This window comes from Humibacter sp. (genome assembly GCF_035547335.1).
GTDB lineage: Bacteria > Actinomycetota > Actinomycetes > Actinomycetales > Microbacteriaceae > Humibacter.
On sequence record NZ_DASZVF010000012.1, the window covers coordinates 67,667 to 90,155 of the forward strand.

The 22,489-nt window shown below is 70.0% G+C and carries 21 protein-coding genes; all 21 read right to left on the reverse strand.

Annotated elements, in window-relative coordinates:
- Positions 1-106: 106 nt before the first annotated feature.
- The gene (lgt, locus tag VHB92_RS04125; RefSeq protein ID WP_325451678.1) at positions 107-1,099 is read right to left on the reverse strand and encodes a prolipoprotein diacylglyceryl transferase; all 993 of its coding nucleotides are present in this window, start codon (positions 1,097-1,099) and stop codon (positions 107-109) included.
- Between the two features lie 111 nt (positions 1,100-1,210).
- Positions 1,211-2,023, reverse strand: a complete 813-nt coding sequence (trpA, locus tag VHB92_RS04130) for a tryptophan synthase subunit alpha (RefSeq protein ID WP_325451680.1) — start codon at positions 2,021-2,023, stop codon at positions 1,211-1,213.
- Positions 2,020-3,231, reverse strand: a complete 1,212-nt coding sequence (gene trpB / locus VHB92_RS04135; RefSeq protein ID WP_325451682.1) for a tryptophan synthase subunit beta — start codon at positions 3,229-3,231, stop codon at positions 2,020-2,022. Before trpB ends, trpA begins: the two co-directional genes overlap by 4 nt.
- A 63-nt stretch (positions 3,232-3,294) precedes the next feature.
- Positions 3,295-4,065 (reverse strand): indole-3-glycerol phosphate synthase TrpC, encoded by a 771-nt coding sequence (gene trpC, locus VHB92_RS04140; protein ID WP_325451809.1) that lies wholly within the window; start codon positions 4,063-4,065, stop codon positions 3,295-3,297.
- Positions 4,066-4,076: 11 nt separating this feature from the next.
- Positions 4,077-4,307 carry a DUF6704 family protein gene (locus tag VHB92_RS04145; protein WP_325451684.1) on the reverse strand — a complete coding sequence of 77 codons (231 nt, stop codon included), beginning with the start codon at positions 4,305-4,307 and terminating at the stop codon, positions 4,077-4,079.
- An 89-nt stretch (positions 4,308-4,396) separates the two neighbouring features.
- Positions 4,397-5,137 (reverse strand): Trp biosynthesis-associated membrane protein, encoded by a 741-nt coding sequence (locus tag VHB92_RS04150; protein ID WP_325451686.1) that lies wholly within the window; start codon positions 5,135-5,137, stop codon positions 4,397-4,399.
- Between the two features lie 2 nt (positions 5,138-5,139).
- Positions 5,140-6,687: an anthranilate synthase component I gene (locus tag VHB92_RS04155; RefSeq protein WP_325451688.1), complete on the reverse strand. Its 1,548-nt coding sequence runs from the start codon at positions 6,685-6,687 to the stop codon at positions 5,140-5,142.
- Complete coding sequence (hisI, locus tag VHB92_RS04160; RefSeq protein WP_325451811.1) at positions 6,684-7,121, reverse strand: phosphoribosyl-AMP cyclohydrolase; 438 nt, start codon at positions 7,119-7,121, stop codon at positions 6,684-6,686. Before hisI ends, VHB92_RS04155 begins: the two co-directional genes overlap by 4 nt.
- A gap of 23 nt (positions 7,122-7,144) precedes the next feature.
- Positions 7,145-7,909 (reverse strand): imidazole glycerol phosphate synthase subunit HisF, encoded by a 765-nt coding sequence (hisF, locus tag VHB92_RS04165; protein WP_325451690.1) that lies wholly within the window; start codon positions 7,907-7,909, stop codon positions 7,145-7,147.
- 1 nt (position 7,910) lies between these two features.
- Positions 7,911-8,753 carry an ATP phosphoribosyltransferase gene (hisG, locus tag VHB92_RS04170; RefSeq protein ID WP_325451692.1) on the reverse strand — a complete coding sequence of 281 codons (843 nt, stop codon included), beginning with the start codon at positions 8,751-8,753 and terminating at the stop codon, positions 7,911-7,913.
- A 61-nt stretch (positions 8,754-8,814) separates the two neighbouring features.
- A complete protein-coding gene (locus tag VHB92_RS04175) occupies positions 8,815-9,078 on the reverse strand; it encodes a phosphoribosyl-ATP diphosphatase (RefSeq protein ID WP_325451694.1) in 264 nt (87 codons plus the stop codon).
- Positions 9,079-9,141: 63 nt separating this feature from the next.
- On the reverse strand, positions 9,142-9,801 hold the full coding sequence (rpe, locus tag VHB92_RS04180) for a ribulose-phosphate 3-epimerase (RefSeq protein WP_325451696.1): 660 nt from the start codon (positions 9,799-9,801) through the stop codon (positions 9,142-9,144).
- A 102-nt stretch (positions 9,802-9,903) separates the two neighbouring features.
- Positions 9,904-11,277, reverse strand: a complete 1,374-nt coding sequence (locus tag VHB92_RS04185) for an RsmB/NOP family class I SAM-dependent RNA methyltransferase (RefSeq protein WP_325451698.1) — start codon at positions 11,275-11,277, stop codon at positions 9,904-9,906.
- Positions 11,274-12,239, reverse strand: a complete 966-nt coding sequence (fmt, locus tag VHB92_RS04190; RefSeq protein ID WP_325451700.1) for a methionyl-tRNA formyltransferase — start codon at positions 12,237-12,239, stop codon at positions 11,274-11,276. The genes VHB92_RS04185 and fmt overlap by 4 nt, the downstream gene beginning before the upstream one ends.
- Before the next feature lie 135 nt (positions 12,240-12,374).
- A complete protein-coding gene (locus VHB92_RS04195) occupies positions 12,375-14,414 on the reverse strand; it encodes a primosomal protein N' (RefSeq protein ID WP_325451702.1) in 2,040 nt (679 codons plus the stop codon).
- Complete coding sequence (metK, locus tag VHB92_RS04200) at positions 14,414-15,607, reverse strand: methionine adenosyltransferase (RefSeq protein ID WP_325451704.1); 1,194 nt, start codon at positions 15,605-15,607, stop codon at positions 14,414-14,416. Before metK ends, VHB92_RS04195 begins: the two co-directional genes overlap by 1 nt.
- Positions 15,608-15,653: 46 nt before the next feature.
- Entirely contained in the window at positions 15,654-16,895 is a 1,242-nt protein-coding gene (gene coaBC, locus VHB92_RS04205; protein WP_325451813.1) for a bifunctional phosphopantothenoylcysteine decarboxylase/phosphopantothenate--cysteine ligase CoaBC, read from the reverse strand.
- 32 nt (positions 16,896-16,927) lie between these two features.
- Complete coding sequence (gene rpoZ / locus VHB92_RS04210; protein ID WP_243063049.1) at positions 16,928-17,185, reverse strand: DNA-directed RNA polymerase subunit omega; 258 nt, start codon at positions 17,183-17,185, stop codon at positions 16,928-16,930.
- 86 nt (positions 17,186-17,271) lie between these two features.
- A complete protein-coding gene (gene gmk / locus VHB92_RS04215) occupies positions 17,272-18,243 on the reverse strand; it encodes a guanylate kinase (RefSeq protein ID WP_325451709.1) in 972 nt (323 codons plus the stop codon).
- 125 nt (positions 18,244-18,368) lie between these two features.
- Positions 18,369-19,202 (reverse strand): orotidine-5'-phosphate decarboxylase, encoded by an 834-nt coding sequence (gene pyrF, locus VHB92_RS04220; protein WP_325451711.1) that lies wholly within the window; start codon positions 19,200-19,202, stop codon positions 18,369-18,371.
- Complete coding sequence (carB, locus tag VHB92_RS04225; protein WP_325451713.1) at positions 19,199-22,486, reverse strand: carbamoyl-phosphate synthase large subunit; 3,288 nt, start codon at positions 22,484-22,486, stop codon at positions 19,199-19,201. The genes pyrF and carB overlap by 4 nt, the downstream gene beginning before the upstream one ends.
- Positions 22,487-22,489: the final 3 nt, after the last annotated feature.

Consider the following 22,489-nt stretch of genomic DNA (forward strand, 5'->3'; position numbering starts at 1 on the left):
CCCGTGGACAGGGAAAGAGTTCGGTCTCGTCTTCCCGGTGCAGGAAGACGACTCGAAACGTGATCTGCCGGGTGTGCCGTGATACCTGGAGTCAGTTGTCGTGGGATCAGCCGGCTGAGCTTGTGGCTTCGGCCTTGGCTTCACTCGATTCGCGTGCGTCGGAGGCGCCGCCTTCGGCGTCGTCCACGTCATCCGAATCGGTGTCGAACGAGTCTACCGCGTCCTGCGAGCGCTTCCATTCGCGGCCGGGAAGGTACACGCTCGTCTCCAGGCCCGGGTGCCTGCGCGACTGCACCACGAACAGCACGATGCCCAGGACGACGGCGAGGATGGCCGCCCACACGTTCGAGGGGATGCTCAGGAACGAGTACTCGCTGGGGTCGATGCGGATCGACTCGAGGTAGCTGCGGCCGACGCCGTACCAGATGAGGTAGCCGGCGAACATCTTGCCCCAGCGCCAGTTGAACCGCTTCTCGAGCGCGATGAGCACGATCACGCCGACCACGTTCCAGATGATCTCGTAGAGGAAGAGCGGCTGGAACACGGTGCCGTTCGGAAGCCCGGTCGGGTACGCCGTGTTCGTGCTCTCGATCTGCAGACCCCACGGCAGGCTCGTCGGCAGGCCGTACAGCTCGTGGTTGACGTAGTTGCCGAGCCGTCCGATGGCCTGGGCGAGAAGGAGGCCGGGGGCGAGCGCATCCGCGAACGAGAGGAAGCGCACCCCGGTCTGCTTGCTGGCGATGAACGCGCCGATGGCGCCGCCGATCAGCGATCCGAAGATGGCGTTGCCGCCCTCCCAGATGAAGAGGATGCGCCACGGGTTGGCGCCCGGGTAGAAGTAGTCGTGCGGGTGCGTGAACACGTGGTACAGGCGTGCGCCGATCAGGCCGAGCACGACAGCCCAGATGAGGAAGTCGATGACCACACCCGGCTCGCCGCCTCGCTTGGTGAGACGACGCGACGTCCACAGCGTGGCGACGATGATCCCGACCAGGATGATGAGGGCGTACGTGCGGATGTCCCAGTGCAGGCCGAACAGGTCGATCGGGATCGACTGCCAGGACGGCGGCGGGCTCGGGATGCTGAGCGGAGCGATCACCTGTCGGGTTCCCTTTCGTGTGGATGCGTGCGACGGCTGCGCGTCGGCACCTCAGTCTACGAGCTAACGAACGCAAGGCTCGACGGAGGCGGCGGGCGCGCGGTGGCCCATTCAGCCTGCCGTGGCTCGCTGTGCTCCCTCGGCCAGTCCTCGGGCCACGGATGCCACGCGCTCGACTCCCCCGTCGGCGAGCGCGTGCACCAGAGCCGATCCGACGATGGCGCCGTCCGCGTACTCGAGCACTTCGCGCACCTGTCGCCCGGTGGAGATGCCGATCCCGACGCAGACCGTGTCGGCGCCTGCGGTGCGCAGCCTGGCGACGAGCGTGCGGGCTGCGGCATCCACGTCGGATCGTTCGCCCGTGATGCCCATGGTGGAGACCGCGTAGACGAAGCCGCGCGACTGCGTAGCGGCCATGCGCAGCCGCTCCTCGCCGGAGGTCGGAGCCGCGAGGAACACGCGGTCGAGTCCGGTCCTGGTGCTCGCTGCGATCCAGTCGGCCGCGGAGTCCGGCGTGATGTCGGGGGTGATCAGCCCGCTGGCTCCCGCTGCGAGGAGATCGTCGGCGAAGCGGTCCACCCCGTACTGCAGCACGGGGTTCCAGTACGTCATGACGAGTGCGGGCACCTCGACCCTGGCTCTGATCTCGCGCACGGCCGTGAACACGTCGCGCACGCGGAACCCGTTGTGCAGCGCCTGCTGGGTCGCGGCCTGGATCACGGGTCCGTCCATCACCGGGTCGGAGTACGGCAGCCCGAGCTCCAGCACGTCGACGCCGTTCTCGGCCAGAGCGACGGCCGCGTCGACGCTCGTCGCCAGGTCGGGGAAGCCGACGGGGAGATAGCCGACCAGAGCGCCGGCGCGAGCCGAGCGCGCGCCGGCGATCGCCGTGTCGACGTGCGCGACCGTCGTGTCTCCGCTCATGCCTGCTCCCCGTTCCCGTCGAGCAGGCCGAAGTACGCGCCCGCGGTCTCGACATCCTTGTCGCCGCGGCCGGACAGATTGACCAGGATGAGCGCGTCCGGTCCCAGCTCCTTGCCGAGCTGCAGGGCGCCTGCCAGGGCGTGCGAGGACTCGATGGCGGGCAGGATGCCCTCGGTGCGGCTGAGCAGCCGGAACGCCTGCATGGCTTCGTCGTCGGTCACCGGCAGATAGCTCGCGCGACCGATGTCGCGCAGCCAGGCGTGCTCCGGCCCCACGCCCGGGTAGTCGAGCCCTGCCGAGATGGAATGCGACTCCATCGTCTGACCGTCTTCGTCCTGCAGCACGTAGGTCTTGGTGCCGTGCAGGATGCCCGGCGTCCCGTGGCTGAGCGTCGCGCCGTGCTCGCCGCTGGCGATGCCGTGTCCGCCCGGCTCGAAGCCGTAGAGGGCGACATCGGTGTCGTCGAGGAACGCGTGGAAGATGCCGATCGCATTGGATCCGCCACCCACGCACGCCGCGACGGCGTCGGGCAGCCTGCCGGTCAGCTCGAGCACCTGTCGCCTGGCCTCTTCGCCGATGACCTTGTGGAAGTTGCGCACCATGGTGGGGAACGGGTGCGGCCCGTTCACCGTGCCCAGCAGGTAGTGCGTGGTGTCGGCGTTGGCGACCCAGTCTCTGAATGCCTCGTTGATGGCATCCTTCAGCGTGCGCGAGCCGGTCTTGACCGGCACGACCTCGGCGCCGAGCAGGCGCATGCGGGCCACGTTGAGGGCCTGACGCTTCGTGTCGACCTCGCCCATGTAGACCGTGCACTGCATGCCGAAGAGCGCTGCGGCCGTCGCGGTCGCGACGCCGTGCTGGCCGGCGCCGGTCTCGGCGATGAGGCGGGTCTTGCCGAGGCGGCGCACGAGGAGCGCCTGGCCCAGCACGTTGTTGATCTTGTGCGAGCCGGTGTGGTTGAGGTCCTCGCGCTTCAGGATGATCCTGGCGCCGCCTGCGTGCTCGGCGAACCTCGGCACCTCGGTGATGATGGACGGCCTGCCCGTGTAGGTGGCGTGCAACCTGGCGAGATCCTCGGCGAAGCCGGGATCCTGCTGTGCCGCCTCGTACTCGGCGGAGAGTTCGTCGAGCGTCGCGATGAGCGACTCCGGCATGTACCTGCCGCCGTAGTCGCCGAAGTCGGGACCGGTCTGGTCGCGGAGGGCCATGGTGGGTCACTTCCCTATGGAATGAGCCGGTCGTCGGACCGGACTGGAACGTGCGGGTGGGTCTCAGGCGGAGAGGAACTCGGTGAGACGTGCCGTGGGGTCTCCCGTGACCAGGGCTTCGCCGACCAGCACGACATCGGCGCCGGCCTCGCGGTAGTGGGCGACGTCGGCCGCCGACAGCACGGCGGACTCCGCGACGCGCGTCACGCCGGACGGGATGCGATCGGCGAGCGAGCCGAACAGGTCGCGATCGAGCTCGAACGTGTCGAGGTCGCGGGCGTTGACGCCCACGAGCCGGGCGCCGGCGTCGAGCGCTCTGGAGATCTCCTCCGCCGAGTGCGTCTCCACGAGCGCAGTCATGCCCAGTCGCGTGGTCAGGGCATGCAGCGCCGTGAGCGGCTCCTGGTCGAGGGCCGCGACGATGAGCAGCACGATGTCGGCGCCGGCCGCACGCGCCTCGTACACCTGGTACGGCTCGGCGATGAAGTCCTTGCGCAGAACGGGGATGTCCACCGCGGCCCGAACGGCCCTGAGGTCGTCGAGCGAGCCGAGGAAGCGGCGCTGCTCGGTGAGGACGCTGATCGCGCTCGCTCCGCCTTGCTCGTAGAGCGAGGCGAGCACGGCGGGATCCGGGATGTCGGCAAGCCGTCCGCGAGACGGGCTGGCCCGCTTCACCTCGGCGATGATCTTCACGCCGGAGCCCGGTGCGAGAGCGGCAAGCGCGTCGAGTGCCTGCGGGGCCTGTTCCGCCGCGGCCACCACATCGTCGAGAGGGAGCTCCGCTGCGCGGGCACGAGCATCCGCCACGGCTCCGCCGACGAGTTCAGCGAGCAGCACGGCCGGCCCTAGTGGCCTTTGGGCTGATACTTCGGGCCGTTCACGCCGTAGCCTGCCTTGGCCATGATGAGCCCGACGATCGGTCCGATGATCACGACGACGACGGAGCCCAGCACCACCCACGGCTGGTCGAACCAGAAGGCGACGACGCCTGCGATGACGCCGATCAGCATGATGATGATCGCCGTCCATGCGGCGGGCGAGTGACCGTGGCCGGGATCCGAGGACTCAGCGCTCATGACTCTCTTTCGGTTCTGGCGGAAGGGTTGCATCCAGTCTATCGCCGCGACGCGCACGCTCCCGCCAGCGGGAGCGGGGCGAGCGCAGCTCAGGAGAGCGGCCCGCGGCGGCCCCGGTCGGTGTCGTCCTGGTCGGCGCTGTCGTCGGCCGTGCGGTCGTCGTCGGTGGGGTCGTCACCGCGGCTCAGCTCGTCCCAGTCGTCGATGGCCGCGTCCCTGGCACGGGCCCGGGCGTCGGCAGCGGACTCCGGATCGTCTTCCGGGCGGTCGGCATCCCTCGGTGTCGCATCCTCGCGGGCGGATGCCTGCTCCGTCGTTCCGTAGCGGCGCGAGGCGACCGGCCACAGGTGACCCGTCGCCGCGACGCCGAGGGCGACGACGGCGAGGGCGATGCCGCCGGCCAGGGCGAGCGCGGGCCAGGCCGAGGCGTCGGCGTGCGCGACGATGGACCTGACGCTGCTGTCCCCCGCTATGCCTGTCGCCTTGCTCACGACGGTGATGCCTGTGCCGACCGGATCCGCCATGGCCGACGCGGTGGAGCCGATCACTCCCGCGGCGAGCACGAGTCCGAGCAGCGCCAGCACGTAGCGCAGCACCCTGCCTGCCAGTGCCAGCGCGCCGCCGAACGCGACGCCCGCCAGCGACAGGGCTGCGATGGCGGGAGCGGCATCCGAGCCGACCACCGTCAGCGTTCCCGCGTGGCCGGAGGCGGCCGTGAGGTGCAGCGTGAACCAGGTCTGCGTCGACGCGGTGAGCACGAGCCCGCTGGCGAGGACCGCGAGGAGGATCGCGCCGTACTTGAGGCGCGAGGCGAGACGTCGGGAAGCCACGGTCACACCACGCGTTCCAGGGCGTTCGCGATCGCCACGGCGCGCAGCGGCGCCGCCGCCTTGTTCTGCGACTCGACGAACTCGGACTCGGGGACCGAGTCGGCGACGAGCCCGCCGCCGGCCTGCACGCGCGCGACCCCGTCCATGATGGTCGCCGTGCGGATCGCGATCGCGAGATCGGCGTCGCCTCCGAAGCCGAAATATCCGACCACGCCCCCGTATACGCCGCGCTGAGCCGGTTCGAGCTCGTCGATGATCTCCAGAGCGCGCGGCTTGGGGGCACCGGAGAGCGTGCCCGCCGGGAACGTCGAACGGAAGACGTCGATCGCCGTCGCCTCGGGGCGCAGGTCTCCCTCCACCGACGAGACGATGTGCATGATGTGGCTGAAGCGCTCCACCCTCATGAACTCGGTGACCTCCACGCTTCCCGCCACGCAGACGCGCGCCAGATCGTTGCGGGCGAGGTCGACGAGCATGAGGTGCTCCGCACGCTCCTTGTCGTCGGCGAGCAGCTCGGACTCGAGCTCAGCATCGTCTTCCGGTGTCGCCCCTCGCGGCCGGGATCCGGCGATCGGATGCGTGTACGCGCGCCGCTCCTGAACCTTGACGAGCGCCTCGGGAGAGGACCCGACGACCGTGTACGGCTCACCGCCGGATCGCTCCAGCTGCAGCAGGTACATGTATGGGCTCGGGTTGAGGCTGCGCAGCACCCGGTACACGTCGAGAGGGTCTGCGGTGGTCGGCAGTTCGAAGCGCTGCGAGATGACCACCTGGAAGATGTCGCCCGCGCGGATGCGTTCCTTCGCCGCCTCGACGGACGCCAGGAAGTCGTTCCGCGGGGTCCGCGACACCGGCTGAGGCGCTATCGAGAAGTCGGCGCGCTCGAGGTGCGCTTCGGCGGGCGCCGAGAGCGCGGCCTGCATGCGGTCGAGCCGCGCCTGCGCATCCGCCCACTGCTCTTCCGCGCCGGCGTGCTCGTCGGGCCTGGACAGGACGTTGGCGATGAGCCGCACCGTGCCGAAACGGTGGTCGACGGCGACGAGGTCGGCCACGAAGCACAGCGCCTGCCCAGGCACGTCGAACTCCGCGGGCGGCTGATCGGGAAGGCGTTCCAGCTGGCGCACGGCCTCCCATCCGATGAACCCGACGAGCCCGCCGGTGAGCGGGGGAAGGCCTTCGACGGGCTCCGAGCGCCACCGCTCGTACAGCAGCGCGAGCAGTTCGAGCGACGGCGTCGTCCCGAGCGCGGAAACCGCCTCGGCGCCGAACGCCGATGGGGCGTCGAGGCCGTAGTCCAGCCAGACCGACTGCTCGTCGCGTTGGGTGAGCACGCCGAACGCCGCGACGCCCACGAACGAGTACCGGGAGAAGATGCCGCCCTGCTCGGCCGACTCGAGGAGGAACGTGCCAGGCCTGCCCTGCGCGAGCTTGCGGTAGATGCCCACCGGCGTCTCGCCGTCGGCGAAGAGCTCGCGCGTCACCGGGATGACGTGGCGTGTGCCGAGCAGCGCGTCGAACTCGGCGCGTGATGTCGTGCCTGTCGCGCTCATTCCGTGCTCCCGGCGCCGGCGCCGGTTCCGATGGCGGGGTCGACGGCCCGGTCGGCAGCTGTGCGGTCGGCCGAGCCCAGCTCGAGCACGACGGGATCGAGCAGGTCGGTGTCGAAGCACGTGCGGGTTCCGGTGTGGCAGGCCGCGCCGATCTGCTCGACGCGCACGAGCAGCGTGTCCCCGTCGCAGTCGAGCGCAGCGCCCCTCACGTACTGCACGTGGCCTGAGGTGTCGCCCTTGCGCCAGTACTCCTGCCGGGAGCGCGACCAGAACGTGACGCGGCCCTCCGTCATGGTGCGCAGGAACGCCTCACGGTCCATCCAGCCCACCATGAGCACTTCCTTGGTGTCCCACTGCTGGACGACGGTCGTGAGCAGGCCCTTGTCGTCGAAGCGCACGCGGTCGAGGATCTCGGATGCCCGGTCCCTGTTCATCCCGCGGGTCGCGCTCGTCTCGGTCATCGCCGTACCTCCTCGCCTGCAGCCTGCAGGGCATCCTTCACGTCGCCGATTCTCATCAGGCCGTCGTGGAACACGCTCGCCGCGAGCACCGCGTCCGCGCCCGCCTCGACGGCGGGAGCGAAGTGCTCGAGAGCGCCTGCGCCGCCCGACGCGATCACCGGGACCGTGCTGACCTCGCGCATCCTGCGCACCAGCTCCAGGTCGAAGCCCTGCTTCGTGCCGTCGGCGTCGATGGAGTTGACGAGCAGCTCCCCCGCTCCGAGCTCGACGGCCTGCACCGCCCAGGCGACGGCATCCAGGTCGGTCTCCGTCCTGCCGCCGTGCGTCGTGACCACGAACCCCGACTCGGTGCGCGTCGACCGCTTCACGTCGAGCGAGAGCACCAGCACCTGCGCACCGAACCGGTCGGCGATCTCGGCGACGAGCGCCGGCCGCGCGATGGCGGCGCTGTTCACGCCGATCTTGTCGGCTCCGCTGGCCAGGAGCCTGGCCACGTCGTCGCTGCTGCGCACTCCCCCGCCCACGGTGAGCGGGATGAACACCTGTTCCGCCGTCCTGCGCACCACGTCGTACGTGGTGGCCCGGCCCTCGACCGTCGCCGTCACGTCGAGGAACGTGAGCTCGTCTGCGCCCTGCTCGTAGTAGCGGGCGGCGAGCTCGACGGGGTCTCCTGCATCGCGGAGATTCAGGAAGTTGACGCCTTTCACGACGCGGCCATCGGCCACATCGAGGCACGGGATGACGCGGATCGCGAGCGACATCTCAGATCCTCGCTGCGTGGATCGGCGTCACGAGGATCGCCCTGGCGCCCAGTTCGTACAGGTCGTCCATGATGCGATTCGTGCTCGCGCGCGGAACCATGGCTCGCACGGCGACCCAGCCGGAGTCCCGCAGCGGCGAGATCGTCGGCGACTCGACCCCTGGTGTGAGGGCGACGGCCTTCTCGATGAGGTGCGAGGGGAGGTCGTAGTCGATCAGCACGTACTGCCTGGCGACCATGACGCCCTGCAGCCTGCGATGCAGGGTGGAGAGGCCGGATGCCGGTTCGCCTGGCGCGGAGATCAGCACGGCCTGGGACTGCAGGATGACGGGTCCGAAGATCTCCAGGCCCTGCTTGCGCAGGGTGGATCCGGTCTCCACGACGTCGGCGACGGCATCCGCCACCCCGAGGCGCACCGCCGATTCGACGGCGCCGTCGAGGCGGACGAGCGTGACGGAGACGCCGGAGGTGGCGAGGTACGAGCCGACCAGGCCGTCGTAGCTGGTCGCGACCCTCAAGCCCTCGAGGTCTTCAACGGCGGAGAAGCGGCCGGCCGGCCCGGCGAAGCGGAACGTGGAGCTCGCGAACCCGAGCTCGTCGATCTCGTTCGCCGGCGAACGGGAGTCGAGCAGCAGGTCGCGTCCCGTGATGCCCACGTCGAGCGCACCGCTGCCCACGTAGGTCGCGATGTCGCGCGGGCGGAGATAGAAGAACTCGACATCGTTCGCCGGGTCGGCGACGATGAGCTCTTTCGGGTCTTTGCGCCCGTTGTAGCCCGCCTCCGCGAGCATCTGGGCGGCTGTCTCGGAGAGCGAGCCCTTGTTGGGCACGGCGATCTTCAGCATGGTGACTGGTCTTCCTCGTGGTCGTGGCGAACGTCGGTCATCGGCTACCGGTAGCGGCCGATCACAGATGTCGGTACACGTCCCCCAGCGTGAGACCCTTCGCGAGCATGAGCACCTGAAGGTGGTACAGCAGCTGCGAGATCTCCTCGGCGGTCTCGTCGTCGCTCTGGTACTCAGCGGCCATCCAGACCTCTGCAGCCTCTTCGACGATCTTCTTGCCGATGGCATGGATGCCCGCGTCGAGCTCCCGCACCGTGCCTGAGCCCTCTGGTCGGGTCTCGGCCTTCTGCTGGAGTTCGGCGAACAGGTCGTCGAAGGTCTTCACCCCACCAGGTTAGTGGTTGGGCGACGCGTGCTCGCGCTCAGTGCCTGTGCTCGGTCCCTGTGCTCAGTGCCTGTGCTCGGCGGCACGCTCGCGCAGCACGGCGATCATCGCGCTCGGATCGTCGGAGCGGAAGACGGCGGAACCGGCGACGAACGTGTCGGCCCCGGATTCGGCGGCCGTCGCGATCGTCTCCTCCGTGATGCCTCCGTCGACCTGAAGCCACACGTCGAGGCCGCGCGCCGTCACGGCATCCCTCAGCCGGCGCAGTTTGGGCATGGTCTCGGGCATGAAGCTCTGGCCGCCGAAGCCGGGTTCGACCGTCATGACGAGCACCTGGTCGAACTCGTCCAGCAGCTCAAGGTAGGGGTCGGGCTCTGTTCCGGGTTTCAGTGCGATTCCGGCCCGCGCGCCCCTGTCGCGCAGCCGCCTGGCCAGTGCGACCGGATCGCTCGACGCCTCGACGTGGAACGTCACGGATGCCGCGCCCAGCTCCGCGTATCCGGGCGCCCAGCGCTCGGGATCGTCGATCATGAGGTGCACGTCGAGCGGGATCGCCGACACGTCCTGGATGCGGCCCACCATCTGCGGCCCGAACGTGAGATTCGGAACGAAGTGGTTGTCCATGACGTCCACGTGCACGAGATCTGCCGACGCGATGCGCGCCAGATCGCGCTCCATGTTCACGAAGTCTGCGGCAAGGATGCTGGGATTGATGCGGGCCATGCTCTGAGCAAAACGAGGCATGCCATCACGCTATCGGCGATCGCCGGTCGTTCACGCTGCGGCGCTCGTCGTGACGCACCGGGTTCGAGCAGGAGCGTCGCGTCAGATCTTCTCCAGCAAGGCGATGAACATGGCGTCAGTTCCGTGCCTGTGCGGCCACAGCTGCGCCTGCGCCGGGTCGCCTGCGAGGTCGAGCCGCGAGACCGAGAGATCCTGAAGCACGTCCTGGGTCGGCAGCTCGCGAAGCTCGGCAGGGTGCCGCTTCAGGGCATCGCTGACCTGCACGCGGGTCTCTGCGAGGTGCGGAGAGCACGTGACATAGCAGAGCAGGCCTCCTGGGTGCAGCGCTTTCACCGCCGAATCGATGAGCGCCGCCTGCAGCCTGGTGAGCTCGGGAACGTCCCCTGGCGTCTTGCGCCACCTGGCCTCCGGGCGTCGGCGCAGCGCGCCCAGTCCGGTGCACGGCGCGTCCAGCAGCACGCGGTCGTAGCGGCCAGGCTCCTCGTCGCCGATCACGGTGCCGTCGCGCTCGCTGAACTCCACGACGGATGCCGCGGGCGCGACGGCACGCCGCACGAGTTCCAGCCGCGCAGGCACGATCTCGTTGGCGACGAGCCGGGCGCCGGATGCGACGGCAGCGGCCGCGAGAATGGCCGCCTTGCCTCCGGGACCGGCGCACAGGTCGAGCCACCGCTCGCCCGCCGTGACCTCCCTGGCGTGCACGAGCGTCTGTGCGGCCAGCTGGGAGCCCTCGTCCTGCACCCTGATCGCCCCGTCGGTCTCCTTGACGATGGCGGTCGGGTCGCCGCCTTTCCAGACGAACCCGATCGGCGAATAGGCGTCGAGCTCGGAGTCCTGCGGGCGCCGCGCGAGCCCGGGCAGCGCGGCCAGGTTGACCCTTGGTGCTTCGTTGTCCGCCGCGAGCAGCTCCTCGAGCTCTGTCTCGCGGTGCTCGGCCGTCAGGGAGTGCTTGAAGGCTCGCACGATCCAGCCGGGATGCGATTCCAGTTCGGCCAGCCGCTCCTCGTCCGTCCGTGCGGCATCCGCCACCCGCTGCCGCCAGACGTCGGGCTTCGTGCGGGCGATGGTGCGCAGCACGCCGTTAGCGAAGCCGACGGCCGAACGGGACGCGGCCGATCGCACCAGCTCGACCGTCTCGTTCACGGCGGCGTGCCCCGGTGTGCGCAGCGTGAGCAGCTGGTGGCAGCCCAGTCTCAGGGCATCGAGCACGGGCTCGTCGATGCGCTCGGGCGGCCGCCGGGCGGCGAACTCGATCACGCGGTCGGAGTAGCCGCGCAGACGCAGCGTCCCGTACGTCAGCTCGGTGGCGAGGGCGGCGTCGGACGGCGCGAGGTGCGCGCGCTCCAGGCGTGCCGGCAGCAGGAGGTTCGCGTACGCATCCGATTCGCTCACGGCTCGCAGCACCTCGAACGCGACCGAACGTGCGGATGCCTGCCTGCCGCTGCGCTCGCTCACGACTCGGGCTCCGATCCGGTCGCGGCGCCGCCTGCTGACGCATCGTGTGGGAGGTCGGCGCGGACGCCGGCCGGCATACCGCGCAGCCAGTCCGCGGCGGTCATGGCACGCTTGCCGGCCGGCTGCACGGAGATCAGCTCGAGCGGAGACGTCGCTGTGCCGAGGTACGCGTGCACGCCGCTCAGCCGCAGCGCTCCAGCCGGAAGCGACTCGGCAGCGGAACGGGCGGCCGACAGCACCTTGACATGCGCGCCGTCGATCGTGATGAACGCCCCCGGCTCCGGGGTGACGCCGCGCAGCCGCGCGTAGACGGTGCGGGCGTCCTGCGTCAGGTCGAGCCGCGCATCCTCGATGCCGAGCTTGGGCGCGAGGGTCGGCGTTCCCTGCTGCGGCACGGCGACGGCGGTGCCGTCGGAGATCCCGTGCACCACCCGTGCGACGAGTGCTGCACCGTCGATGGCCAGCGCGTCCAGCAGCTCGCCTGCCGTCTCGTCTGGACCGATCGCACGCTCGATCCTGTCGTAGACGTCGCCGGCGTCAAGCTCGGGCACGAGCCGGAACACCGCGGCACCCGTCACCTCGTCGCCCGCGATCACGGCCCGCTGCACCGGTGCTGCGCCTCGCCACGCGGGCAGCAGCGAGAAGTGCAGGTTCACCCAGCCGTGGGTGGGCGCCGAGAGCAGCGGCTCCCGCACCAGCGCGCCGTACGCCACGATGACGCCGAGCTCGGGCCTGGCAGCGAGGATGGCCTCCGTCGCGTTCTCGTCGAGCCGTGCGGGCTTCAGCACGGGCAGCCCCAGCTGTTCCGCGGCCTGCGCGACGGGAGACGGCGTGAGCACGCGCTTGCGGCCGAGCGGGGCATCCGGTCTGGTCACGACCGCGACCACGTCGTGCTCCCCGGCGGCGAGGGCGTGCAGCGTCGGCACCGCCGCGTTCGGCGTTCCGGCGAAGACGATCCTCATCCGGTGGGGTCTCCTTGCACTGTCGGGGCGGGCTCTGCGGCCGCGTAACGCACGGCGGGCACCGCAGCGGTGGACCCACGACGGCGGTCACCCCGGCAGCGGCGTTCGGGCGGCACTCGGGTCGCTCTCACACCCTCACGCGATCTCCGGGTCGTCGAGTCTGACTCTGAGTGTAGGCGGTGGACGGTAGCCGCGATCGCCGCGCGGCCGTCTGCCCTTGGTCGCCGCGCGCACGACGGCCGAGCGCAACGCCGTCGCCACGGCAGCTCCGTGCGCGTAGTCGAAGCGCACGATGCCCCGTACGGTGTCCGGATGCATCGAGGCAGAACGCGCAGGGCCAGGTGTCGCGCCCGCGCGGGACGATCGCGCCCGCCCGTCGGCGGCGGGCTCGACGGGCGTCGGTCCGAGCACGTCGATGAACGTGCCTGGCTCGAGTGCGGCCAGGGCGTCCGCGACGGACTTCGCCGTGCCCGTGACGGTGGCGATGCGCACGGCGGGCGGAAAGCGCAGCGCACGCCGGTCGGCGAGCTGGGCCGCGGCATACGCGGGCTGGCGCCACGTGGCGAGGGCCTGGGCGAGCGGCCCGGCCACTCCGGCGAGCACGACGGGGGCGCCTGGCCCGGCGAGGGCCGCGGCGTTCGACCACCAGCGGAGGCAGTCCTCCCCCACGTTCAGCGATTCCCTCGCGAGCATCCTGTCGCCGTCCAGCAGCAGGACGGCCCGATATCCACCCTCGGTGACCGGCTCGGCTCCCCTGGTGGCCACGACGAGCGCCGGTCGCCCGTCGACCGTCGTCACCCTGCGTTCCCCGTCGGAGACGATGACGCGTGCTCCCGGGAAGGCGCGACCGAGCTCCTCGGCTGTGCGGGCGCTGCCTCGCGTCACGAGGCGGAGGCGGCTGCTGCCGCAGTGCGAGCACTGCCAGCCGGTGGCGATCGCGCCGCACCAGCGGCAGGACGGCGCGGCTCCCGCACGGTCGATACCGAGCGGACCGCCGCACCGCGCGCACCTGGCGGCTTCCCTGCACTGGGCGCAGGCCACGATCGGCGCGTAGCCGGGCCTGGCGACCTGCACGAGGACCGGCCCGAGCTCGAGCCCCTCCTTCGCAGCGCGCCACGCGCCTTCCGGTACTCGCGAAGGAGCGGCATCCCCGGACTGTGCCGCCGTGACGAGCACACGGGGAGCCACCCGTGGCTCGGGCGAATGGGCCGTCAACCAGCCGAGCTCGACGAGGCGCTGCACCTCGAGGCTGCGCGTGTGAGCGACGAAGGCGAGCGCGCACCGCTCCTCCTCGGCCCGCACGAGCGCGACATCCCTGGCGTGCACATACGGAGCCAGCGGCTCGGCGTGCAACGGGTCCGAATCGTCCCACAGCGCGATCAGGGCCAGCCGGTGTGCAGGCGCATAGACCGCGGAGCGGTTTCCGATCACGACGACCGGCCGGGGCTCCAGGCAGCGCAGGAAGGTGCGGTAGCGGTCCTGATTGGGCTGGGCGGCATCGAGCCTGGCCACGGCGTCCGCGTCGATCAGCTCGGCCAGGGCGGCCTGCAGCTGGTCGAGGTCGCGGTAGTCGGGGACGGCGAGGATGGCGCTGCGACCTCCGTCGACGCATCGAGCCGCGAGCTCTGCGAGCGTCACGGCCCAGCCCCCGACCCATTCCCCGCTGCCGGTGCGCGCGAGCCGGGGAACGGCGTCGACGGCGACGCGGCCGCCCTCGTCGACGGCCCGGCCGAGCTCGGGGCGATACCCGCGCAGTTCGCGGTGCCGTGCGGTGTTCGGATCGTCGCCGGACTCGTCGCGCGCGTGCTCGGCGGCCAGCCATGCCTTCTCCACGCGCACCATGCGCGGTGGGATGGCGAGCCGGAGCACGTCGCTCGCGCTGCCCGCCGCGCGATCGGCGACCCGGCGCGCGAGTCGCGCCACCTCCGGTGTGAGCACGCGCGCGGCCGACACGACTGAGTCGAGCTCGCTCAGCTCCCCCTCGAAGTCGGCGTGGTCGGAGACCGCGACGAGGTAGCCGTCGGCGAGCCGTCCGGCCGAGCGGATCGGAACGGTCACCCGCACTCCGGGTACGGCCGACTCGCGCAGACGCTCAGGGATGGCGTAGTCGAACAGCCGGTCCAGTTGAGGCAGCGGGCTGTCGACGATCACGCGGGCGACCCGCGCGGCGTTCATCAGAGTCCGGCGGCCGACCGCAGATCGTCGACGCGGTCCAGTCGCTCCCAGGTGAACTCGGGCAGCTCTCTGCCGAAGTGGCCGTACGTCGCCGTCTTGGCGTAGATGGGCCGCAGCAGGTCGAGGTCGCGGATGATCGCGGCCGGCCGCAGGTCGAACACCTCGCGGATGGCCGCGGTGATGCGCTCCTCAGGCAGGTGCGCCGTTCCGAACGTCTCCACGTACAGGCCGACGGGCGAGGCGGTTCCGATGGCGTACGCCACCTGCACCTCCAGCCGGTCGGCCAGTCCTGCCGCCACCGCGTTCTTCGCCACCCAGCGCATCGCGTAGGCGCCGGAGCGATCCACCTTCGACGGGTCCTTGCCGCTGAACGCGCCGCCGCCGTGCCGTGATGCTCCGCCGTACGTGTCGATGATGATCTTGCGTCCGGTCAGTCCCGCATCGCCCTGCGGTCCGCCGATCTCGAACCGGCCGGTCGGATTGATCAGCAGCTTCACGTCGCGCGAGTCCAGCTCCACCCGGTCGAGCACGGGCCGGATGACCCGCTCCGCGATCTCGGCGCGCAGGCGCTCGGTCGACACCGCGGTCGAATGCTGGGACGACAGCACGACCGTGTCCACCGTGCGCGGCGTGATGCCGTCGTACCCGATCGTGACCTGTGTCTTGCCGTCCGGTCGCAGGTAGTCGAGCTCGCCGTCCTTGCGTGCCTCGGCAAGCCGCTCGGCCATGCGGTGGGCGATCCAGATCGGCACCGGCATGAGCTCGGGCGTCTCCGTCGTGGCGTAGCCGAACATGATGCCCTGGTCGCCGGCGCCCTGGCGGTCGAGCAGATCCACCGAGGTTCCCTCGCGTGCCTCGTACGCGGCATCCACGCCCTGCGCGATGTCGGGCGACTGACCGCCGATCGACACGGAGACACCGCACGATCGTCCGTCGAACCACACGTCGGATGAGGTGTACCCGATGGACGTGATGATGTCCCTGACGATCGCGGGGATCTCGACGTATCCGCTCGTCGTGACCTCGCCGGCGACGTGCACCAGACCCGTGGTCACGAGCGTCTCGACGGCGACGCGACTGTACGGGTCGACCGTGAGGAGCGCATCCAGGATGCCGTCGGACACCTGATCGCAGATCTTGTCGGGGTGCCCCTCAGTGACGGACTCGGAGGTGAACAAGCGCAGAGAAGTCAAGGGTGCTCCAGCAGGATCCGGTGCCCATCCACGTTCTGGTCGCGGGTCAGGCGGAGGTGATGACGTCGAGAATACGGTCGGCGACCGACGCTTTGGTGCCGGAGGCCTCCATCACGATATCCCCGGCGCCGTCGAGCACGACGACCTCGTTGTCATCTGCGGAAAACCCGGTGTGCCATCCCACGTTGTTGATGACCAGGAAGTCGCAGCCCTTGCGCTGGAGTTTGCGACGGCCCAGCTCGATGAGCGCCTCCGGGTCGCGTTCGGTCTCGGCCGCGAACCCGACGACGATCTGATCGGCCTGCTTGCTCGCCGACAACTCGGCGAGGATGTCGGGGTTGGCGACGAGAGACAGCTCGAGACCGTCGCCCACGTTCTCCTTCTTGATCTTCGCCTCACTCATGGACGTGGGACGGAAATCGGCGACGGCCGCCGCCATGATGACGACGTCGGCGTCGGACGCGGCCTCGGTGACGGCGAGCTGCAGATCGAGAGCGGTCGAGGCGGACCGCGTCTCGACGCCCTCGGGGGCTGGAACGTCCAGGTGCGCCGCGATGAGCACGACATCGGCTCCGCGATCGCGAGCGGCGACGGCGAGAGCGATGCCCTGCTTGCCGCTCGAGCGGTTGCCCAGGTATCGCACGGGGTCGATGGGCTCTCGCGTTCCGCCTGCCGTGACGACGATGCGGTGGCCGGCGAGGTCGCGGCGCGCGCCTGGCGCCCCGTTCTGCACGGATGCCGCCCGGTCGCGCCCGCCATCCCGCCTGGCGGCCAGCGCGACGGCGGCCGCGACGATCGCGTCGGGCTCCTCCATGCGTCCCGGCCCCGAGTCCGAGCCCGTCAGCTGCCCGACGGCAGGTCCGACGACGGCGACGCCGCGCGAGCGCAGCGTCTGCACGTTGGCCTGGGTGGCCGCGTGCTGCCACATCTCGGTGTGCATGGCCGGCGCGATGAGCACGGGAGCGGTGGTGGCGAGCACCGTGTTCGTCAAGAGGTCGTCGGCCAGGCCGTTCGCCAGCTTTGCGATGGTGTTCGCAGTCGCCGGTGCGATCACCACGAGGTCGGCACGCTTGCCGATCCCCACGTGGCGCACCTCGGACACGCCCTCGTACAGATCCGTGTTCAGCGGGTTGCGGCTGATCGCCTCGAACGTGGGTGCGCCGACGAACCGCAGTGCGGCATCCGTCGCGATGACGTGCACGTCGTGCCCGAGCAGCACCAGCGACCTGATGACCGACACGGCCTTGTACGCGGCGATGCCGCCGGTCACACCGACGACGACGGTCATCGGCGCGCTCACGGCGGCATTCTCCCGTTCGGTCACTCGTCGATGGGACGGGCGACGAGCTTGTCCTCGTTGATCTCGTGGAGTGCAACGGACAGCGGCTTGTCATCGATGGTCGAGTCGACGAGCGGCCCGACGTTGTCGAACAGGCTGCCCTCGTGCAGGTCGGCGTAGTAGTCGTTGATCTGGCGGGCGCGCTTGGACGCAAAGATCACGAGCGCGTACTTGGACTCGACGCGCGAAAGCAGCTCGTCGATCGGCGGGTCGATGATGCCCTTGGCTGCTGTTGACATGGATGCTCCTTCGTTGGCGGCTGCCGGTCGTGCCGTTGCCCCGGCAGACGGCGTGTCTGCGATGGCGGAGGGGCCGGCTTCGACGCTCAGCGACCGGATGACGTGGCGGCGCGACGCGGCCGGCGCGCACGCACTTGCATCAAGTCTACGACCTCCCGCGCGGCCTCGGCCACGGTGCTGTTCACCACCCGCGCGTCGAACTCGTCCTGAGACGCCAGCTCCACCTTCGCCGTCGCGAGCCTGCGGTGCTGCTCCTCCGGCGATTCCGTGCCTCGTCCGATGAGGCGGCGCACGAGCTCGTCCCAGCTCGGCGGCGCGAGGAAGACGAGCATCGCATCCGGCATCGCGGCCCTGACCTGCCTGGCGCCCTGGAGGTCGATCTCCAACAGCACGGCCCTGCCCTCTGCGAGCGCGCGCTCGATCGGCGCGCGTGGTGTTCCGTAGCGATGGCTGTTGTGCACCTTCGCCCATTCGAGCAGCTGATGGTCGGCGATCATCCGGTCGAACGTGGCGTCGTCGACGAAGTAGTAGTCGACGCCGTCGACCTCCCCGGGCCGCGGCTTCCTCGTCGTGGCCGACACGGACAGCAGAACGTCGGGGAAGTGCTCCCTGATGTGTCTGGCCACCGTTCCTTTGCCCACCGCCGTTGGTCCGGCCAGCACCGTCAGCCTGCTGGGCCGCTGCGCTTCACCGCCGGGTCGGGCGTTGCGTTCGAACCGGTCGACGAGGAACTCCTTGAGCCGTTCGCGCTGGTGCTTGCCGAGACCACCCAGTCGTTTGACCGGTGCTATCTCCAGCCGCTGCAGGATGCCGGCGGTCTTGGTCGCCCCGATGGCCTTGAGGCTCATCAGGAAGTCGGTGATGCGCAGCGTGCCTTCCGGGCCGGCGGGATCCGCGAGTGCGGCGTTCAGAACGGCGACCGGCGACCGCGCGCCCGTCGCGAGGTCGGACTTCACGGCGGCCCTGGCGCGCCGTGCGGCGACGGCGGCGCGGGACGCGGCGACACGGTCGACCTCCGGGGGCCGGACGCGCTGGGTGGTGGGTGCTGAATCGGGCATGACGTGGATAGGTGAAGCGGCGCGGGCTGCGCGCGCCTGGCGGTCAGACAAGAACGGGTCGCACCTCGGCGGCGCGGTGGTAAGCGGTGTCGCGGGATGGGCAGCGGTGAGGCGAGAGCCCGAGGTCAGCGCCGGTCGAGGTACTCGCCCGCGCGCCGTGTGATGGCGGCGGCGATGCCGGAGGGACCGGCGCGCAGGATGCTGCGGCTCTCGCTCGCGATGACCCATTCGGCCGCAGCACCGAACCTGGCGAGATCGGCGATGCCTGCGCCCTGATGGCCGAACCCGGGACCGAGGATCGGAGCAGGGGGCGAGAACGCTGCGAGGCCGGCATCTGCCCAGTCTACGGTTCCTCCGATGACCAGTCCGAGGTCGCCCCACTCCCCCTCCCGCGTGCGCTGAGCGTTGCGGGCCGAGACCTCGGCGACGATGCGTGCCGAGACCGTCTCGCCACCGTCGAGGCGGGCGCGCTGCGTCTCGAACGCCTCCGCGTTGCTCGTGGCGGCGAGCACGAACACCCCTTTGCCGCTCTTCTCGGCGAGGTCGAACGCGGGGGCGAGCGAGCCGACGCCGAGGAACGGATTCACCGTCACCGCGTCGGCTTCCAGCGGCGACCCCGGCGTGAGCCATGCGCCGGCGTAGGCATCCATCGTGCTTCCGATGTCGCCGCGCTTGGCATCCGCGATGACGACGAGACCCGCATCCCGTGCTGCGGCGATCACGTCTTCCAGAGCGGCGAATCCGGCGGAGCCGTACCGTTCGAAGAACGAGACCTGCGGTTTCACGATGCCGACGCGCGTGGATGCCGCCTCGACGACCCGCAGCCCGAGCTCGCGCGCACCGGCCGCCGACGTCTCCAGCCCCCATTCCGCGAGCAGGGACGCGTGCGGGTCGATACCGACGCAGAGCGGGCCCCGCTCGCCCAGAACGGAGCGGATGCGTTCACCGAAGCCCGTCACACCGCTGCCGCTCTGTCGTTCGCGTACTCCTGCAGCGACCGCACGTCGAAGCCCTCGCGGACGGCGTCGATGGAGGCGACGGCCGCGCTCAGCTCGGCGATGGTCGTGAAGAGCGCGATGTCCGCAGCAACGGCGGCAGCACGGATCTCGTAGCCGTCGGCGCGCGCCGACCGACCGCTCGGCGTGTTCACGACCACGTCGATCTCGCCGCTGTTGATCAGATCGACGATGCTCGGCTCGTCTCCCGTGCGCGCATCGCTGAACTTGCGCACGGTCTCGGCCGCGATGCCGTTGCGGGCGAGCACCTCCGCCGTGCCCTCCGTCGCCACCAGCCGGTAGCCCTGCTGGGCGAGACGAAGCACGGGCAGCACGATGGACCGCTTGTCCCGGTCGCTGACCGACACGAAGACCGTGCCCGCCAGCGGCATCCCGCCGTACGCCGCCGTCTGGCTCTTCGCGAAGGCCCGCGGGAAGTCCCTGTCGATGCCCATCACCTCGCCCGTCGAGCGCATCTCCGGCCCCAGAACCGAGTCCACCATCTGGCCGTCGCGCGTGCGGAAGCGCTTGAACGGCAGCACGGCCTCCTTCACCGAGATAGGAGCGTCGAGCGGAACGACCGAACCGTCCTGAACCGGCAGGAGCCCGGCATCCTTCAACCCGGCGATCGACTCACCCACCATGATCCTGCTTGCCGCCTTGGCCAGCGGGATGCCGAGCGCCTTGGACACGAACGGCACCGTGCGGCTCGCCCGCGGGTTGGCCTCCAGCACGTAGAGTACGCCGGCTGCGATGGCGAACTGCACGTTCAGCAGGCCGCGCACGCCGATGCCTTCCGCGATCTTCAGCGTCGCCTCGCGCACCCTGTCGATCTCGGCCCGCCCCAGAGTGACGGGCGGGAGCGTGCAGCTGGAGTCGCCGGAGTGGATGCCGGCCTCCTCGATGTGCTCCATGACGCCGCCGATGTAGAGCTCGGTTCCGTCGTAGAGCGCGTCGACGTCGATCTCGGTCGCGTCGTCGAGGAAGCGGTCGACCAGCAGAGGGTGCCCAGGACCGATGATGGCCTGGTCGGCCACGCGGTCGAAGTAGTCCTCGAGGGACGGCGAGTCGTACACGATCTCCATGCCGCGGCCGCCCAGCACATAGCTCGGCCGCACCAGCACGGGGAATCCGATCTCGCTCGCGACGGCCTGTGCTCCCGCGACGTCGTACGCCGTGCCGTTGCGCGGCGCGAGCAGCTCGGCGTTCTCGAGGATCTCGGCGAACAGGCCGCGCTCCTCTGCCAGGTCGATCGCGCTCGGGGAGGTGCCGAGGATGGGCACGCCGGCCGCCTCCAGCCCCTTCGCGAGGCCGAGGGCGGTCTGCCCGCCCAGCTGAACGACGACGCCGACGAGCTCACCGGACTGCGACTCGGCGTGGATCACCTCGAGCACGTCCTCGAGCGTGAGCGGCTCGAAGTAGAGGCGATCGCTCGTGTCGTAGTCGGTGGACACCGTCTCCGGGTTGCAGTTGATCATGATCGTCTCGAGCCCGGCGTCGTGCAGCGCGAACGACGCGTGCACGCACGAGTAGTCGAACTCCACGCCCTGGCCGATGCGATTCGGACCGGAGCCCAGGATGACGACCTTGCGCCGGTCGCTGGGCTCGACCTCGGTCTCGGTGTCGTAGCTCGAGTAGTGGTACGGGGTGAGCGCAGGGAACTCCCCAGCGCACGTGTCCACCGTCTTGTACACGGGCCGGACGCCGAGGATGTGCCGTACCTCGCGCACCTCGGCCTCGCCGAACCCGCGCAGCTGGCCGATCTGGTCATCGGAGAACCCGTGATCCTTGGCCAGGAGCATCGTCTCGGTGTCGAGCATGCCGGCATCCGCGATCTGCTCCGCGATCTCGTTGATGAGCACGATCTGGTCGAGGAACCACGGGTCGATGCCCGTGGCCCGGTACACCTCGTCGATGCTCGCGCCCTTGCGGAGCGCCTGCTGCACCGTCACGATCCGGCCGTCCGTGGGTGTGGAAGCCGTCGTCAGGAGCTCGCCGACGCTGCGCTCCTCCTCGCCCCAGTGGAACGACGATCCGTTCTTCTCCAGGGACCGGAGCGCCTTCTGCAGCGCACTGGTGAAGCTGCGGCCGATGGCCATCGCCTCACCGACCGACTTCATGGTCGTGGTCAGCGTGGGGTCTGCTGCCGGGAACTTCTCGAACGCGAACCGCGGCACCTTCACGACGACGTAGTCGAGCGTCGGCTCGAAGCTCGCCGGAGTGACTCTCGTGATGTCGTTCGGGATCTCGTCGAGCCGGTATCCGATGGCGAGCTTCGCCGCGATCTTCGCGATCGGGAAGCCCGTCGCCTTCGAGGCGAGCGCGCTCGAACGCGAGACCCTGGGGTTCATCTCGATCACGATGACGCGCCCGTTCTCCGGGTTCACCGCGAACTGGATATTGCATCCGCCGGTGTCGACGCCCACGGCGCGGATGATGTCGATGCCGATGTCGCGAAGCCGCTGGTACTCGCGGTCGGTGAGCGTGAGCGCGGGCGCGACGGTGATGGAGTCGCCCGTGTGCACACCGACCGGGTCCACGTTCTCGATCGAGCACACGACGACCGTGTTGTCGGCCGTGTCGCGCATGAGCTCGAGCTCGTACTCCTTCCAGCCGAGGATCGACTCCTCCAGGAGCACCTCGTTGGTCGGCGAGTCATGCAGGCCGGCGCCCGCGATCCTGCGCAGGTCGGCCTCGTCGTACGCGAAGCCCGATCCGAGACCGCCCATCGTGAAGCTGGGCCGCACCACGAGCGGGTAGCCGAGCTCCTCGGCGCCGGCCAGCACCTCGTCCATGGTGTGGCAGATGCGGGATGCCGCGACATCCGCTCCGCACTCGATGACCAGTTCCTTGAAGACCTGCCGGTTCTCGCCCTTTTCGATCGCGTCGACGTTCGCGCCGATCAGCTCGACGCCGTACCTGTCCAGCGTCCCCGCCTTGAACAGGGCCATGGCCGCGTTCAGCGCGGTCTGCCCGCCGAGGGTGGGAAGGATGGCGTCCGGCTTCTCCTTCGCGATGATCGTCTCGATCACCTCGGGGGTGATGGGCTCGATGTAGGTGGCATCCGCGAAGTCAGGATCGGTCATGATCGTCGCCGGGTTCGAGTTCACGAGGACGACGCGGACGCCCTCCTCGCGCAGGACCCGGCACGCCTGCGTTCCCGAGTAGTCGAACTCGCACGCCTGGCCGATCACGATCGGGCCCGACCCGATCACGAGGACGCTGTTGATGTCTTGTCTCTTCGGCATGGC